Source organism: Sulfurimonas autotrophica DSM 16294, assembly GCF_000147355.1.
Lineage (GTDB): Bacteria > Campylobacterota > Campylobacteria > Campylobacterales > Sulfurimonadaceae > Sulfurimonas > Sulfurimonas autotrophica.
On sequence record NC_014506.1, the window covers coordinates 605033 to 619464 of the forward strand.

A 14432-nucleotide genomic window follows, 5' to 3' on the forward strand; every position below is an offset into this window, starting at 1 on the left:
TCATATTATGAATAAAAAATCGTTTCATATTGATGTTCAAAAAGATGGTCTCTCCCTTGATTTTTCAGGGGAATTGACATTGTATAATCTTACTCAAGCGCAAAACCTCATTGAAACAAATAAACTTTCCAATTCTCAAAAAATAATTATCAACCTGGCAAATGCTCAGTACCTTGATACTGCATTTGCTCTGTTTTTAACTGATATACAAGAAGAGTATAATGCAGAGATAGAGTGCAATAATAAAAACTTTTTGCATACACTTGAGTTGACACGAGAGCATAAAAAAAGACTTGATAGCAATGATGATATACATAAAAAAAGTATATTTGAATATTTTGGCAAAATTTTTTATGAATCTTATCTTTCATTTATCTCTTTTATGGAATTCATAGGCAAAATTTTTATATCTTTTTTACTCTATTTTAAAAGTATAAAAAATATTCGCATAAAAGAGATAGCATTTGAAATTAATGAAAGTGCAGTACGCGCACTTGGTATTGTTGCCCTTACAAGTTTTTTAATCGGTTTGGTTACGGCATATCAGGCCGCGTATCAGCTCCAGCGTTATGGAGGCAATATTTTTATAGTAGATATGATGGGTATTTCTGTATTTAGGGAATTGGCACCGCTTATTACGGCAATAGTTATAGCGGGTAGAAGTGGTTCTGCTTATACGGCACAAATAGGGGCTATGAAAATAACACAAGAGATTGACGCGATGCGGACTATGGGCTTTGACCCTTATACTTTTTTGGTACTGCCTAGAATTATTGCTCTTATCATTATGCTGCCAATATTGATTTTTGTATCAGATATGATGGCAATGCTTGGTGGAATTATAGTAGCAGATTTAAGTTTGGATTTGATACCTTCGCTCTTTATCAATAGACTGAGTGAAGTAGTGGCAATCAAGCATTTTTATGTTGGACTGGTAAAAGGGCCGTTTTTTGCATTTTTGATTGCATCTATCGGTATTTACCGAGGTTTAATGGTTAAAGATGATACTCAAAGCATAGGATTTAATACGACCAAAAGTGTCGTCGAGTCACTTTTTGCAGTCATCGTCTGTGATGCAATTTTTTCAATAGCTTTTACAAATTTGGGGATATAATGGAGCTTATTAAAGTAAAAAATGTCAAAACTGATTTTGGTGACAAAGTGGTACATGACGGACTGAACTTACATGTAAATGAAGGTGAAATTTATGGCTTGTTAGGCCCGAGTGGCTGCGGAAAAACGACACTGCTACGTGAAATGGTTTTACTGCAGGAGTTTAACGCTGGGAGTATTGAAATTTTAGGTCAAAAAATTGAAAATATAAGTGAAGAACAGGCACAGCAACTCAGACGTAAATGGGGTGTTTTATTTCAATTTGGTGCTCTTTTTTCTTCTTTGACTTTAGCAGAAAATATAGCTTTGGCCTTGCGAGAGTACTCAACACTCTCAGATGCAATGATACAAGAGATAGTTGCATTTAAACTTGATCTTGTCGGTTTAAAACCAAGTGATGCATTTTTATATCCTTCAGAAATAAGCGGAGGTATGCGCAAAAAAGCGGGTATTGCAAGAGCCTTGGCGATGGACCCGAAGCTGTTGTTTTTGGATGAGCCTACAAGCGGGCTTGATCCTATATCAGCGAGAGAGTTTGATGAACTTATCCTCCAATTACGTACAATGCTTGGTCTTACTATGGTGATTGTAACCCATGATTTACATTCAATATATAATACTTTAGATAGAATGGCTATAATTGACAATAAAAAAATTGCCTACGAAGGCTCTTTAGAAGAGGTCACTTCTGTGAAGAATGATTTTATACAAACTTTTTTTGGAGGGCATACCAAATGAATAATAAAGTAAATTATACTTTTATCGGATTGATAGTTTTACTTGGCATCGTGAGTATGCTCGGTTTTACATACTGGATGCTTAAACCCGCAAAGGCGGAAGAAACACAAAAATATATTATATATTTTAATGAGTCTGTACTTGGTCTTAATCTAAATGCACCGGTAAAATACAGAGGTATCAAAGTGGGTAAAGTAACGCGACTGCGTATCAATCCAAACAACAGTGAGCAAGTAGAAGTAACGGTACAGATTTTAAAAACTACACCAATAAAAGAAGACACCGTTGCAAAACTCACAGCACAGGGCATTACGGGATTGAGTTATATAAATTTAACGGAGGGCAGTAATCATGCGCCGCCGCTCAAAATAAAAGAGGGACAAAGCTGTCCTGTTATTAAATCAGCTCCTTCATTCTTTGCGAATGTTGAGCAATCTTTGGATTCGGTGTCTGAATTACTACTTTTAACGTTGGGCAGAACAAATCAGCTGCTTAATGATGGTAATCAAAAGCAATTTTCTAAACTTTTAGCCAAAAGTGCTTTAGTAATGGCGAAAGTTGATAGTATACTTGATGAAAAAACGATGGCACATATCCAAAAAAGTGCCGAAAATTTAGACCGTTTGACGCTAAAAATAGATGAAAGTGTTCCAAATATTAATAAATTTGTAAATAAGAGTATTGAATGGGAAAATAAAATCAATAAATCATTCACGAGTATTAAAGAGACATATCTTCACATGGGAATCATTATGAATAATATGGCAAAGTCTTTCTTACATGTAGAAGAAAATGTAGAAGATGCAACAGTGCAAACGCTGCCGTTGATGAACAGTACTATGCTGGAGATGCAGCAAACGCTTATAAATTTAGATGAGTTAATCAATCATTATGAACGTAGTCCGAGCGATATATTGTTTAAAAAAGAACAAATGAAAAGGGGACCAGGTGAAAAATAGACTAATAACCTTATGGATTACATGTATGGGATTATTTTTGGTGACTGGATGTACTTCACCGACACCGGCACAGAATGAGTATAGATTAAACATGAATTTAGAAGTCCTAAAGGCAGGTAAAACCAAATGCAGTCAAAAAACTCTTAAAGTGGAGCAGGCTTTTAGCGACAAACTTTTTATGTCTTTAAAAATGTACTATGTTAAAGGAAAATACGCACAGTATGCATATACACGCGCAAGATGGGTACAGAGCCCAAATGATAAAGTCACAGAAGAAATAACAAGATTTTTGCGAGCAATGCAACTTTTTAAAAGTGTGCAAACTGCAGACTCAAAAACAAAAAATGACTTTAAGCTGGAAATAAATATAGAAGACTTTATGCAGTATTTTGACGAAAATGAAAAAAATTCCTATGTAAATATTGCCTTTACATGTAGCCTAATCAATACTGCAACACATAAAATAGTTGCTACAAAAACTTTTCATGCAAAAGAAAAGACCAGCTCAAATAATGCACTGGGCGGTGTGAAAGCACTTGAGAGTGCTTTAAACAAAATCTTAAAAGAGTGCGGCTTATGGCTGCAGGGAGTCTGTCTTGATAAGTGAGAAAGAGTATAGAAAAAGAAGAACACGTTTAGGGCGTAAACTGAAGCCTTTTAGTGTGGCAGTACTCTTTAGTGCATCGCCAAAAATACGTTCAAACGATACGGAGTTCCCATACAGACAAAATAGTAATTTTTACTATATGAGCGGTTTTAAAGAAGACAATGCAGCTTTAGTGTTTGTCAAAGGGGCTAAAAATTTTCATACCTATTTATTTGTGGCAAAAAAAGACAAAACACAAGAGTTATGGCATGGAAAAAGGTTGGGAAAAGACAAGGCTAAAGCACTTTTTATGGTGGATGATGTTTTTGAATTTGATGAGTTTAATACTAAACTTAAAGAGTTTGTGCAAAATAAGCATCATATATATTATGATTTTAAGCTGGATTACTCAAAAGTAAAAATTTTAAAACGTCACGGTAAAAGTATACAAAGCTATGAAAATGTGGCAAGCTATATTGAAAGTATGCGTTTAATTAAATCCAAAAGTGAAATTAAGCTTATTAATAAAGCATTGAGCATTACAAAAAAAGCACATAATAAAGCGATGAAAATAAGTAAAAAACTACAGTATGAGTATCAGCTTCAGGCAAATATTGAGTATATTTTTAAAAAGAACGGCGCATACAGTGATGCTTATACCTCCATAGTTGCCTGCGGGAACTCTGCAAACACGCTGCATTACATAAACAATGATAAAAAACTTATTCAGGGGGAACTCATCCTCATAGATGCCGGCTGCGAATATGAATATTATGCCAGTGATATTACAAGAACCATACCTGTTAACGTAAAATTCACTCAAGCTCAAGCAGAGGTATATGAAATGGTCTTAAATGTTCAAAAAGAGATTATTAAAATGATTAAGCCGGGCATTTTAAGAAGTTCATTGCAAAAAAAATCTGAAGAACTGCTCTGCAAAGGCATGATTGATTTGAAAATTCTTCAAGGAGAATTAAAAGCTCTTATAAAAGAAAAAGCACATAAAAAATATTATCCGCATGGTATTGGACATTGGATAGGACTTGATGTTCATGATGAGTGCCCGTATAAAAAGCTAAACGGCAAAGAAATTCCACTGCAGCCGGGAATGGTAATGACAATAGAACCCGGTATTTATCTTGATGAAGAAGACGACAATATTCCTAAGAAGTACAGAGGTATAGGCATAAGAATTGAAGATGATATTTTAGTAACGAAAAACGGGTGTGAAAATCTCTCCTGTAAAATTGCAAAAGAGATCAAAGATATTACTCGTAAGAGTAACTCCAACCGGTAAGATTGTCTTTTTTAGCTTCATTAAATGCATCCGAATCTGCTAAAAAGTCCATGACATGCATCACAGCATGTGGTATACTCCTCTGGTCTTCGGGCTTTACTAAAAGCATAGGCATTGGCGTGTCTTGGGCTTTAGTGAGCGCAAAACCTACCGGCATAAGCTGACTCATCAGTTCTGCCGGTTTTTCTATTTTATGTTCTTGTAAAAACTTCTCAAGTATGGCATCTTGTATCTCTTTTGGAAGTTTTTCATCGGTATTTAAAAAGATTGTGAAATGAACAGGGGTTTGTTTAAAATGTTCGGGTGCCGGTGCTGCCATAATGATATACTCTACATTTTTTAAATGTTCTTTTATCTCTTTTGGGTTTAAATATTGTTCTGTTTTTATTGCCTGGGCTTTCATGTTTCTCTCTTTATCTATTTTATTTTCGGAACCTAGGTTTTAACCTAGGCCTATTTGCTTAAATGTCTAAAAGGCAAGGTTAAAACCTTGCTTCCGAAAAAAAACATATCAGTTTTTTAAATCTGTTTAGAATTTTATCATAAATTATAGATATTTTCTCTCTTAAAAGATGGTACAAAATATGCTATATACTTTGTACAAAGTAAGGACATTTATGCAGTTTATTGAAGCGCTTAAACTTAAAAGTAAGCTTTTTTTTCTTTTTCTATTGATAACTATGGGCTTGTTCGCTTTTGGTTTTATAGGAGCGACCTATGTCAATGCAATGAAAAAAAATATGGATTCTTTGTATTTTGGTTCTTTAATACCTGTTACTGAATTAAATGAAATAGTCCAAACATATAACTATGGCTTAGCCGACACTGTTTACAAGGCAAGTCGAGCTGAAATAAGTCCAAGTGAAGCAGCATCTAAAATAGAATCATCACTAGAGTACATCAATAAAAAATGGAAAAGCTACTCGTCTCATTTTAAAACAGAAGACGAACTTCATTATTTGGAGTATGCTGATTTAGAACTTAACCGCACAAACGATTATTTTTATAAAGTTTTAAATGCCGTGAAATCTTCAAAAGATTTAAGCCGTATATCAATCAAGACACTTGAAAAAAAAGTTGAATCGATTCATAATATTTTACAAAAATTGATTAATTATGAAGTTAATATGGCAAATTATGAAAGAAAAAAATTTCTATACGCATACCATTCAATACTGATGAAGATAGGTATTTCACTAGGTGTTATTATATTGGGTGTACTGGTGATGCTATTTTATGTATTTGAGAGTATTCAAAAAGACCAGACACGACTTGAAGTAGCGTCTAAAAAGCTAAAACTTGCTAACAAAAAACTAGAAAATGCTTCTTACACAGATTCGTTGACCAATCTTCATAACCGAAGATATTTTAACTTTATATATGACAGAGAAATCAAACGTGCAAAGCGTAATAAGGCTTACGTAACCTTTATGATGTTAGATATTGATTACTTTAAACAATACAATGACACCTACGGTCATGTCGAGGGAGATTATGCACTTAAAAGCGTTGCAAAAGTTTTAAAAGGGACGCTTAAACGTCCGGGTGATTATGTATTTAGACTCGGCGGAGAAGAATTTGGCGTGCTGCTCAGCGATACAGATGAAACCAATAGTGCAAACCTTGCTAGAGAAATTGGTGATGCCGTTAGAGATCTTGAAATTATACATGAATCTTCAACAGTGAATCAGTTTCTTACAATTTCAGTGGGTGTTGTCTGCTGCATAGCAGATGACGCTTTGGATGAAGAGGTGTTAATTTCACGTGCTGATGAAATGTTGTATGAAGCAAAAGAGGGCGGAAGAGACAGGTATGTTATAACATCTAACGCCTCAAAGGCGAAAATTGCTTAGTGCCCGTGTTTAAAACGAAATTCCTGCTCAACTAAAAGAGGACGAAGCTTCTCTTTTAGTTCTCCTTGAAATTCCATCCAGCCATCTTTGACACTGCCTCCGCAACCTAGTTTTTTCTTGAGCAATTTGAGCAGTGCAGTTTGTTCCTCTTTTGGTCTGTGAAATTCACCGACAAGTGTAACTGTTTTTCCTCTGCGTTTCTCTTTTTGAAATACTAAAAAATGTTTGCCACTCTCTTGAATTTCACTTGAAAGTTTTGTTTTGCGCGAATTTTGCACTTGTGCCCAGCCATCATCAATATCAGCACCTATGAATAAATCGAGTTTTTTGCCTCTACTCATCTAGTGTACTTCTTGAACCAAAATACTCATATTTTCTTTGTTATATTCTTTGTCTTGAAGTGTTTTTAACACATCATCCAAAGAATAAGATTTATGATTATATACAACCACTAAAACTTCATCACCTGTTTGTAAAAAAGTCGTCTCTCCATATGGAGTATAGCGTGTTGCTCCTATACTGATAATAGCATCTGTCGGATTGTTACATGCAGTAATATAAGTTTTTATATCTTCTAGTGGTCCAAAATCTTCTTGCGTATTTATTTGATTTTGAATCCACTCAGTGAGTTTGTCATAAAAGTAGCTGTATCCGCTGAGTTCTACATTCTCGCCATAAGCATGCAGTTCATTATCACGGCGCAAAAAGCTGCAGATACTAAAGTCATCCATCACACCGCCCTGTGCAAACTTATCAATTTTTAGAAGCTTTGAGGCAATTCCTTTGGAATCTTCTCCCCAGTTCTTTTTATCACTGATTTTCTCAGCTGTGCCGATTCGGATAGAACAGTCATTATATGCAGCGAAATATTTTGGAGCAATGCCGCTAATTTTGCCATCTTTATAGCTGAGTTCACAAATGAGTCCGACTTCCGGTTCAGCCTGAACATTGACATCTTCTTCTGGAAGTTTGATGCCGGTAGAAGAAAGAGGGTAGGTAAAGAGCATCTCTTTTGGACGAGGAGTACCTGTAGTTTTTTTGCAAGGAAGATAAAATGGAAACATACCCTTTGGTGCCGCTTCATCTTCTGTGATAATATTTTTAAAATCTTCGAGTTCTCCGGCTTGAGCAAGGTGCAGTGCAAAATTACCTGCAATGCCCAAACCTAAGTAGTTTTTATACTTTTGCATAATTAGAGTGTTCCGGCTTCTTTTGCAGCAGCAAACTCTTCATAACTTCCCTGGAAGTCAGTGTATGTATGGTCTGCATGCAGTTCTATAATACGTGTAGCAAAAGCATCAAGTAATTCACGGTCATGTGAAACACAAACCACATTGCCGTTAAACTCATGAAGTGCTTCACCAAGAGCAACAATCGCTTCAAGGTCAAGGTGGTTGGTCGGTTCATCAAGTACTAAAAAGTTTCCGCCCTCAAGCATCATTTTTGAAAGCATCATACGGTGTTTTTCTCCACCGGAGATTGATTCTACATTTTTCTCCTGCTGCTCACCGTTAAAAAGCATACGACCAAGACAGTTTCTTATTTCTGCTATTTCACGCTTAGGATCAAATGCGCGTAACCAGTCGTAAAGTGTACCGTCACCTTTAATAATGTCTGCTGTATCTTGTGGAAAGTATGAGGGCTCAATAGTCGCACCCCAAGTAACAGCTCCGCCGCAGCTTGGTTGCATCTCTTCCATAATGATTTTTATAAGTGTTGTTTTACCTACACCGTTTCCACCGATAATGGCGATTTTTTCACCAGGATTTACTTTAAAAGTGATATCTTTAAGAACTTCATTATCACCATAAGAATGGCAAATATGCTCTACATTGAGCGCTTCATCACCCATAACTCTTTTTGCTTTAAAAACAATAGACGGATCACGACGGGATGATGGTTTAATATCATCTATTTGGAGTTTATCGAGTTGTTTTTGTCTTGAAGTAGCCTGTTTTGCTTTTGATGCATTTGCGCTAAAACGACGCACAAAGGCCTCAAGCTGATCTTTTTCTTTGAGTTTTTTTGCATTATCAAGTTCCATCTGTTTTGCCATAACATTTGCGGCAATATACCAGTCATCATAATTTCCTGTAAATTCACGAATTTTTTGATAGTCAACATCAAGAATATTTGTAACAACAGCATTTAAAAAGTGTCTGTCATGAGAAATAACGACCATTGTACCTTCGTGACGCTGTAGTTCATGCTCTAACCAGCTGATTGTTTCAATATCAAGGTTATTGGTAGGTTCATCAAGAAAGAGTACATCAGGTTTTGGGTATAAAACCTGTGCAAGAAGTACTTTGAATTTGTCGGCAGAATCAAGAGTACTCATAAGATCATTGTGTTTCTCAGCAGGAATTCCCACATTCTCAAGAATTTTTGCAATATTTACATCATACTCATAGGTTGGATCTTCTTCTACACAAATAGTCTCAAGCTCTGCAAGACGATTGTTCACCGCATCATCTTCAAAGTCACCCGTCATATAGATTTCTTCTTTTTCTTTGATGGCATCATATAAGCGCTTGTTTCCATACAAAACAGCGTCCATAATAGTAAAGTCTTCATAAGCATATTGATTTTGCCCTAAAACGCCGACTTTATTTTGTTTTGGGATGATTACTTCACCATCATATTCATTAATTTGTCCGGAAAGAATTTTTAAAAATGTTGTTTTACCGGCACCGTTTGCACCGATAAGACCGTATCTTTTGTGACGGTCAAGTTTTAAGTTTATATCTTGAAAGAGTACTCTGTTTCCAAAGCGCATAGTTAAATTTTGTACTGTTACCATAATGTTTAGCCTATATAATATTTTTCGCGATTATATCTAAAATATGGTTAAAGAAAGGCTACTTGGTTGCGTCCATTTGCTTTTGCTTCATAGAGTGCGTTGTCTACACGTTTTATAAGTGTTGTACTCTCTTCATTTGTTGTATATTGTGTGACTCCAATACTGACAGTAATTTGTTTCACATACTCAAAAAGGTGTTTTTCTATATTTTTACGTATTTTTTGAGCAAGTTCTAGTGCTTCATCTTTGTTTGTATGGGGTGCCACAAGTATAAACTCTTCTCCACCCCATCTTCCAAAACTGTCTGTTTTCCTAATAGTACCCAAAACAACACGGCTAATCTCCTGAAGAACATAATCTCCTGTATCATGTCCATATGTGTCATTAACTTTTTTAAAGTTATCTATATCAAGCATTATCAGACTAAATATTTCACCATAGCGCTTTGCTCTTTTTATTTCATCTTCAATTATTGTATTGATTTTATAGCGGTTATAAATACCTGTGAGTGTATCTTTTGTCGCAAGCTTTTTGAGCTGTTTTTCCAATGCTATGCGTTCAGTAATATCACGGCCTGTAGAGACAAAGTAATTGATATTTCCATTTTCGTCTTTTAATGGAGAGATGATTTTTTCATCATAGTAAAGAGAACCGTCTTTTTTCTTATTAATTAATATATTTTGATATGTATTGCCGCCTAAAATGCTTTTCCATAGGTTATCATAAAACTCTTTTTGATGTACTCCGGACTTGAATATACGGTTATTTTGCCCAAGACTCTCATCTTGTGAAAATTGGGTATGTTTGACTGATGCCGGGTTTACATAGATGATATTTCCCTTTACATCGGTGATGCGAACCATCTCCTCCATCTGCTCAATTGCTTGCGAAAGTAGTTTTAATTTTTTTTCACTCTCTTTAAGTTTTTGAGCCGCTTTTCTATTTTGTATGCGGTTTAAGAGATTCTTTAATTTTTCATTCACCATGTCCAAATCTATAGGTTTGAGTATATAACCATCTACAGCGAGATTAATCGCCTCATATAAAAACTCACTGTCACTGTGCGCACTCAGGAGTAAAATAAGCTGTGATACATCTATGGCTTTGATGGCCTTTACCATCTCCAAGCCATTCATTTTAGGCATACGAATATCTGAAATAACGATGTCTGGACGGTGTTTTTTATAGAGCTCTAAACCCTCTGCACCATCTTGTGCCACATAAAGCTCTTTACAAAATCGCTTTAAAAATCGAGAGAGCATCTCTCTGACATTCTCTTCATCTTCCACATAAAGAATAGTTGTATTATTTGTATTCATTAAGATTTATCCTAAATTCTGCACCCTCGGCAGTATTGCTTACATCGAGTTTTGCTTTTATATTCTCTTCAATGATCATTTTTGACATATAAAGACCCATACCCGTACCTTTGCCTTGCTCTTTGGTTGTAAAGTAAGGTTCAAAGATTCTGTTAAGAATTTCCACAGGAATACCGCCTCCGTTATCTCTGATGTAGATTGTTTTGTTCTTTAACTCTATGGTAATTTTTGCATCTTTTTGCTTGTTTTGTAATAAAATATCTTTTGCATTGTTAATAAGATTCAGAATTACCTGCTGAAATTCATTTTTATATCCGACTATTTCAAAACCCTCACCGATAAGTTCAACGGCAATATGATTATTTACCAGTTGTGCTTTTTGAATGGAAAGAACCCTTTCTACGGCATCTTTAACATTGAAACGCTCTTTTGTCTTGTCAACTCTGTAAAAGTTTCTAAAGTCATCAATCGTATCAGACATAAATTTGATGACTTTTTTAGTTCCTTGAATAAATTCATCCAAATACTCCTCAGTAATCAAGCCGTCTTCATAGTCATATTTGAGGTTTTGTATCGCGATACCTATTTCATTAAGTGGCTGTCTCCATTGATGCGCAATCGCGCCTATCATCTCACCCATGGAAGCAAGTTTGCTCTGCTGTTGGAGTGCTTCGAGTTGTTTGATGTTCTCATCGGTTTTTTCTTTGACGATGTTTTCAAGGTTTTCATTAAGTCTGTTCAGTTCTTGGGTACGTTCATGTACTTTTTGTTCGATATCTTTTTTGCTCTCTTCGAGCTTTTGCAGCATTATCTGCAAGGAACTTGCAAGTTCTTCTATTTCATCTTTTGTATGAATGGCATCAAAATCTATCTCTTGTCGGTTGTTGCCTTGAGCAATCTCTTTTGCCGTTTTTGTGATTTTTGTAAGCGGTGTTATAAGATGACGCACTAAAAACAAAGATATTGATGCGATAATTAATGTGATTATAGTTATGTACGCAGACAAAGAACCGATAAAATTGTCATACTGTTCTTTTGAAAAAGTCTCAGATGAACTGAGTGCAACAGAGATATGCTTGTCTTTTGTATAGATCAGCGTAGTATAGGTAAAAAGAAGGTTATTTGTAAAATAACTCTTTTTGTTCAAACTAAAATCATGCATCAAAGTAGCATCATTATTACCGAATTCATAGCCAAAGATTTTTTTGTTGTTTTTGTTGTAAATATAGTAACCGTTTTTATCGGCAAGGTAGATGTTTTTATGATTGTTTGCATCTTTATACTGCTCTAAAACCGTAAAGAGTTTATCTACGTTGGCATTGATGATTAAAATTGCAAAAAGTTTACCCCCGAGATAGATCGGCAGTGCTGTACGCAGAGTTGGAGTCAAGGGATGGCTGATGCGCCCAAATTCACGATTGAGATTGATATCTGAGAGATAAGCTTTTCCGTCGGCTAACTGCATAGCTTCTTTGAAATATTTTTTCTTTGATTTGTCTTGGAGTTTGTTTTCCGGTCTGAGATGAATGCCCATTTTATCTTTATATGCCACAATTGCTTCTCTTCCGTTGTTTAAGAGAAGCCGGATATTAAAGTATGCTTTATTGTGAGACAAAAGAGAGGTGAAATTGTCTTGCAGTGAATATATAATACCTGCTAAAGTTCTGTTTGTAACAGCGTCATAGTTGTACTTGTTGTTAAAGGCTCTGTAAAAAGCAATGATATCATCATCTTTAGAGAGAATTTTTGCATCATAAACCAATTTGTTTATACTGCCGTTTATACTTCTAGCATCTTCTTTGAGTTCAAATTGTAAATTTTCCAAACTATTTTGTTTGAAGTATTCTGTCATTAAAGAGTATGATAATAAAGCAATGGTGACAACACCGATTGCCGCAATGATAAAAGTACCGATAGCAACTTTTGTTGAGAGACTAATGCGCATAACTGCCGTCTTTGAGTATTTGTTTGGTAAGTGTATTGGTTGCTTCTATTACGCTGTAAATATCAGATGGTGTTTTACCTTGAAATATTTTGTTACTTTTATTGCCTTTATACTCCATTCCATAATAAATATGCAGTTCTGAAACCGTACCGCTGATAAGACGCAGCGCATTATAAACAGAGTTTGGCGTAATTATTTTATCACGAGGAATGGCGATAGTGGCAGAGTCAACATTACCTCGTTTTTTGATTTTTGTTAATATTTTCATAAGTTGTAAACTCTGTAAAAACACATCATGAGGTGATCGTGCTTCATGTGGCAACATGGCTATATTGATATGTTTGTGTAAAAAATTATCGCTGATTATCTGCACATTCTTATATAGCTTGAGGGCAAGCGTATAGGTCTCATTCGGGGTATATTGCTGATTTAAAATAGTATCAAGTTCATATGATATTTTCCACAGCTTATTATAAACATCAGAAGGTGTTTTATCTTGGTATATTTTTTTATCAAGATAGTTTCTGTAAGAGATAAAGTTGTAGTTGTATTTTTTTGCATTGTAAATAAGATTTATTTCATCATCAAGGCGTAAGATAAGCTCATATACTTCACTTGGTGTGATTTTTGTGTTTGGTGCATCAGGAATCTGAGATGGATAAAACCCTTCAAGGGCTTTAAGTCTTGACACTTTTTCCAAATCTTCAAGACCTTTTACATAAACATAAATAGGCTGTAGTCCGTAAACATAAGGAACTTTTTTAGCCTTGATTTGAATGCCCCCTTGTTCTTTAATATGCATAATTTTATGAAGAATGAACTCACTCAAGGCATAAACTTCATTTGGCGTTTTTATGAGTGATTTTTGCGGGTATTGATTGAGCCGATGTGAAAAGGAAAAAGTAGGAAGCAGTGCTTTTGCATATTCAAGATTTTGTACAACATCTGAAGGTGTTTTTTTGGTTTTTGGCTTTTGCGGAGGAAAACTCCGCTCAATTCCCAAACGGCGCGAGAGTCTGTTAAGCTCTGCTTTTACTGTTTGAAGTGAATCATAAACTTCTGTAGGTGAGATGACTTTTTGTTTGATTCTTGGTACGGGTACGGGTGCCATCCAGAGCTTTTTTTCATCTTCACTTATCGCTTTTATTAAATCACGAGAGGCATAAAGTGCATGATTTGGATGAAGATTGGGCTTTTTAGACGGCATTTTTATATCATTGTATTCTCTTTGTGAAGAACGTAGAAATTTAATCCTCTCAACAATTTGCTCTGATTGAATATAAACATCTGTTGGTGTGAAGCCTTGCCCGATTAAACTGTCAAAACCAAGAGAAACAGTCCAAAGAACCTGATAAACATCACTTGGAGTTTTTCCTTTGTACTGTTTAAACGTAAAGTGTGTTTTTTGATTTTTTAAAAGGTAATGTATTTCCTCTTTTAATCGGATAACATTGTTATAAACATCCTGAGGTGTAATTTTTCTCGGCGGTACAGGTGGAACTGTAATAAGTCCAAATTTATATATTTCACGATATTTGTTTACCTTTGTCAAAACTTCGAGTGTTTTTTGAATAACATGACGCGGAAGTTTATTATGCTGCTGCTCTACCTTCTTGAGTGGTTGCGTGATACCGTTTTCCCTGCGTAGTTCTCCAACCATTTGTTTAAGTACCATTGACTGCGAATAAACATCAGAAGGTGTTTTTTCATCTGCATACAATCCTATCAAGCAGCATAAATATAACAGCAAAAATATTTTTTTCATATATTATCCCTCTTTATATTTAATATTATACAAAAGAACTCTCTAAATTATTATTAA

13 protein-coding genes are annotated in these 14432 nt (G+C 35.1%); 6 read left to right on the forward strand and 7 right to left on the reverse strand.

Annotated elements, in window-relative coordinates; genetic code table 11:
- Positions 1–7 precede the first annotated feature (7 nt).
- Genes SAUT_RS03160 through SAUT_RS03180 form a run of 5 tightly spaced genes read left to right on the forward strand, consistent with a single transcriptional unit; the run spans position 8 to position 4693 of the window.
- Entirely contained in the window at positions 8–1114 is a 1107-nt protein-coding gene (locus SAUT_RS03160) for an MlaE family ABC transporter permease (protein WP_013326432.1), read from the forward strand.
- Positions 1114–1851, forward strand: a complete 738-nt coding sequence (locus tag SAUT_RS03165) for an ABC transporter ATP-binding protein (RefSeq protein WP_013326433.1) — start codon at positions 1114–1116, stop codon at positions 1849–1851. The genes SAUT_RS03160 and SAUT_RS03165 overlap by 1 nt, the downstream gene beginning before the upstream one ends.
- Positions 1848–2810 (forward strand): MlaD family protein, encoded by a 963-nt coding sequence (locus SAUT_RS03170; RefSeq protein WP_013326434.1) that lies wholly within the window; start codon positions 1848–1850, stop codon positions 2808–2810. Before SAUT_RS03165 ends, SAUT_RS03170 begins: the two co-directional genes overlap by 4 nt.
- Entirely contained in the window at positions 2800–3417 is a 618-nt protein-coding gene (locus tag SAUT_RS03175; protein WP_013326435.1) for an ABC-type transport auxiliary lipoprotein family protein, read from the forward strand. The genes SAUT_RS03170 and SAUT_RS03175 overlap by 11 nt, the downstream gene beginning before the upstream one ends.
- Positions 3407–4693, forward strand: coding sequence for an aminopeptidase P N-terminal domain-containing protein (locus SAUT_RS03180; RefSeq protein ID WP_013326436.1), 1287 nt, complete (start codon positions 3407–3409; stop codon positions 4691–4693). Before SAUT_RS03175 ends, SAUT_RS03180 begins: the two co-directional genes overlap by 11 nt.
- Here SAUT_RS03180 and SAUT_RS03185 read toward each other — a convergent pair.
- Positions 4665–5096, reverse strand: a complete 432-nt coding sequence (locus SAUT_RS03185; protein ID WP_013326437.1) for a hypothetical protein — start codon at positions 5094–5096, stop codon at positions 4665–4667. The two genes, SAUT_RS03180 and SAUT_RS03185, sit on opposite strands and share 29 nt — an antisense overlap.
- 214 nt (positions 5097–5310) lie before the next feature.
- On the opposite strand from SAUT_RS03185, the gene SAUT_RS03190 reads away from it, so the two are divergent.
- The gene (locus SAUT_RS03190) at positions 5311–6546 is read left to right on the forward strand and encodes a diguanylate cyclase (RefSeq protein WP_013326438.1); all 1236 of its coding nucleotides are present in this window, start codon (positions 5311–5313) and stop codon (positions 6544–6546) included.
- Here SAUT_RS03190 and SAUT_RS03195 read toward each other — a convergent pair.
- The 6 genes from SAUT_RS03195 to SAUT_RS03220 are packed head-to-tail and all read right to left on the reverse strand — an operon-like array spanning position 6543 to position 14375.
- Positions 6543–6887, reverse strand: coding sequence for a translation initiation factor (locus SAUT_RS03195; protein ID WP_013326439.1), 345 nt, complete (start codon positions 6885–6887; stop codon positions 6543–6545). The two genes, SAUT_RS03190 and SAUT_RS03195, sit on opposite strands and share 4 nt — an antisense overlap.
- Positions 6888–7736: a DUF5718 family protein gene (locus SAUT_RS03200; protein WP_013326440.1), complete on the reverse strand. Its 849-nt coding sequence runs from the start codon at positions 7734–7736 to the stop codon at positions 6888–6890. It lies immediately after the preceding gene.
- Positions 7737–7738: 2 nt separating this feature from the next.
- Positions 7739–9346, reverse strand: a complete 1608-nt coding sequence (locus tag SAUT_RS03205; protein WP_013326441.1) for an ABC-F family ATP-binding cassette domain-containing protein — start codon at positions 9344–9346, stop codon at positions 7739–7741.
- 47 nt (positions 9347–9393) lie between these two features.
- Positions 9394–10665 carry a GGDEF domain-containing response regulator gene (locus SAUT_RS03210; RefSeq protein WP_013326442.1) on the reverse strand — a complete coding sequence of 424 codons (1272 nt, stop codon included), beginning with the start codon at positions 10663–10665 and terminating at the stop codon, positions 9394–9396.
- The gene (locus SAUT_RS11025; RefSeq protein ID WP_013326443.1) at positions 10652–12610 is read right to left on the reverse strand and encodes a sensor histidine kinase; all 1959 of its coding nucleotides are present in this window, start codon (positions 12608–12610) and stop codon (positions 10652–10654) included. The genes SAUT_RS03210 and SAUT_RS11025 overlap by 14 nt, the downstream gene beginning before the upstream one ends.
- Entirely contained in the window at positions 12600–14375 is a 1776-nt protein-coding gene (locus tag SAUT_RS03220) for a hypothetical protein (protein WP_013326444.1), read from the reverse strand. The genes SAUT_RS11025 and SAUT_RS03220 overlap by 11 nt, the downstream gene beginning before the upstream one ends.
- Positions 14376–14432 lie beyond the last annotated feature (57 nt).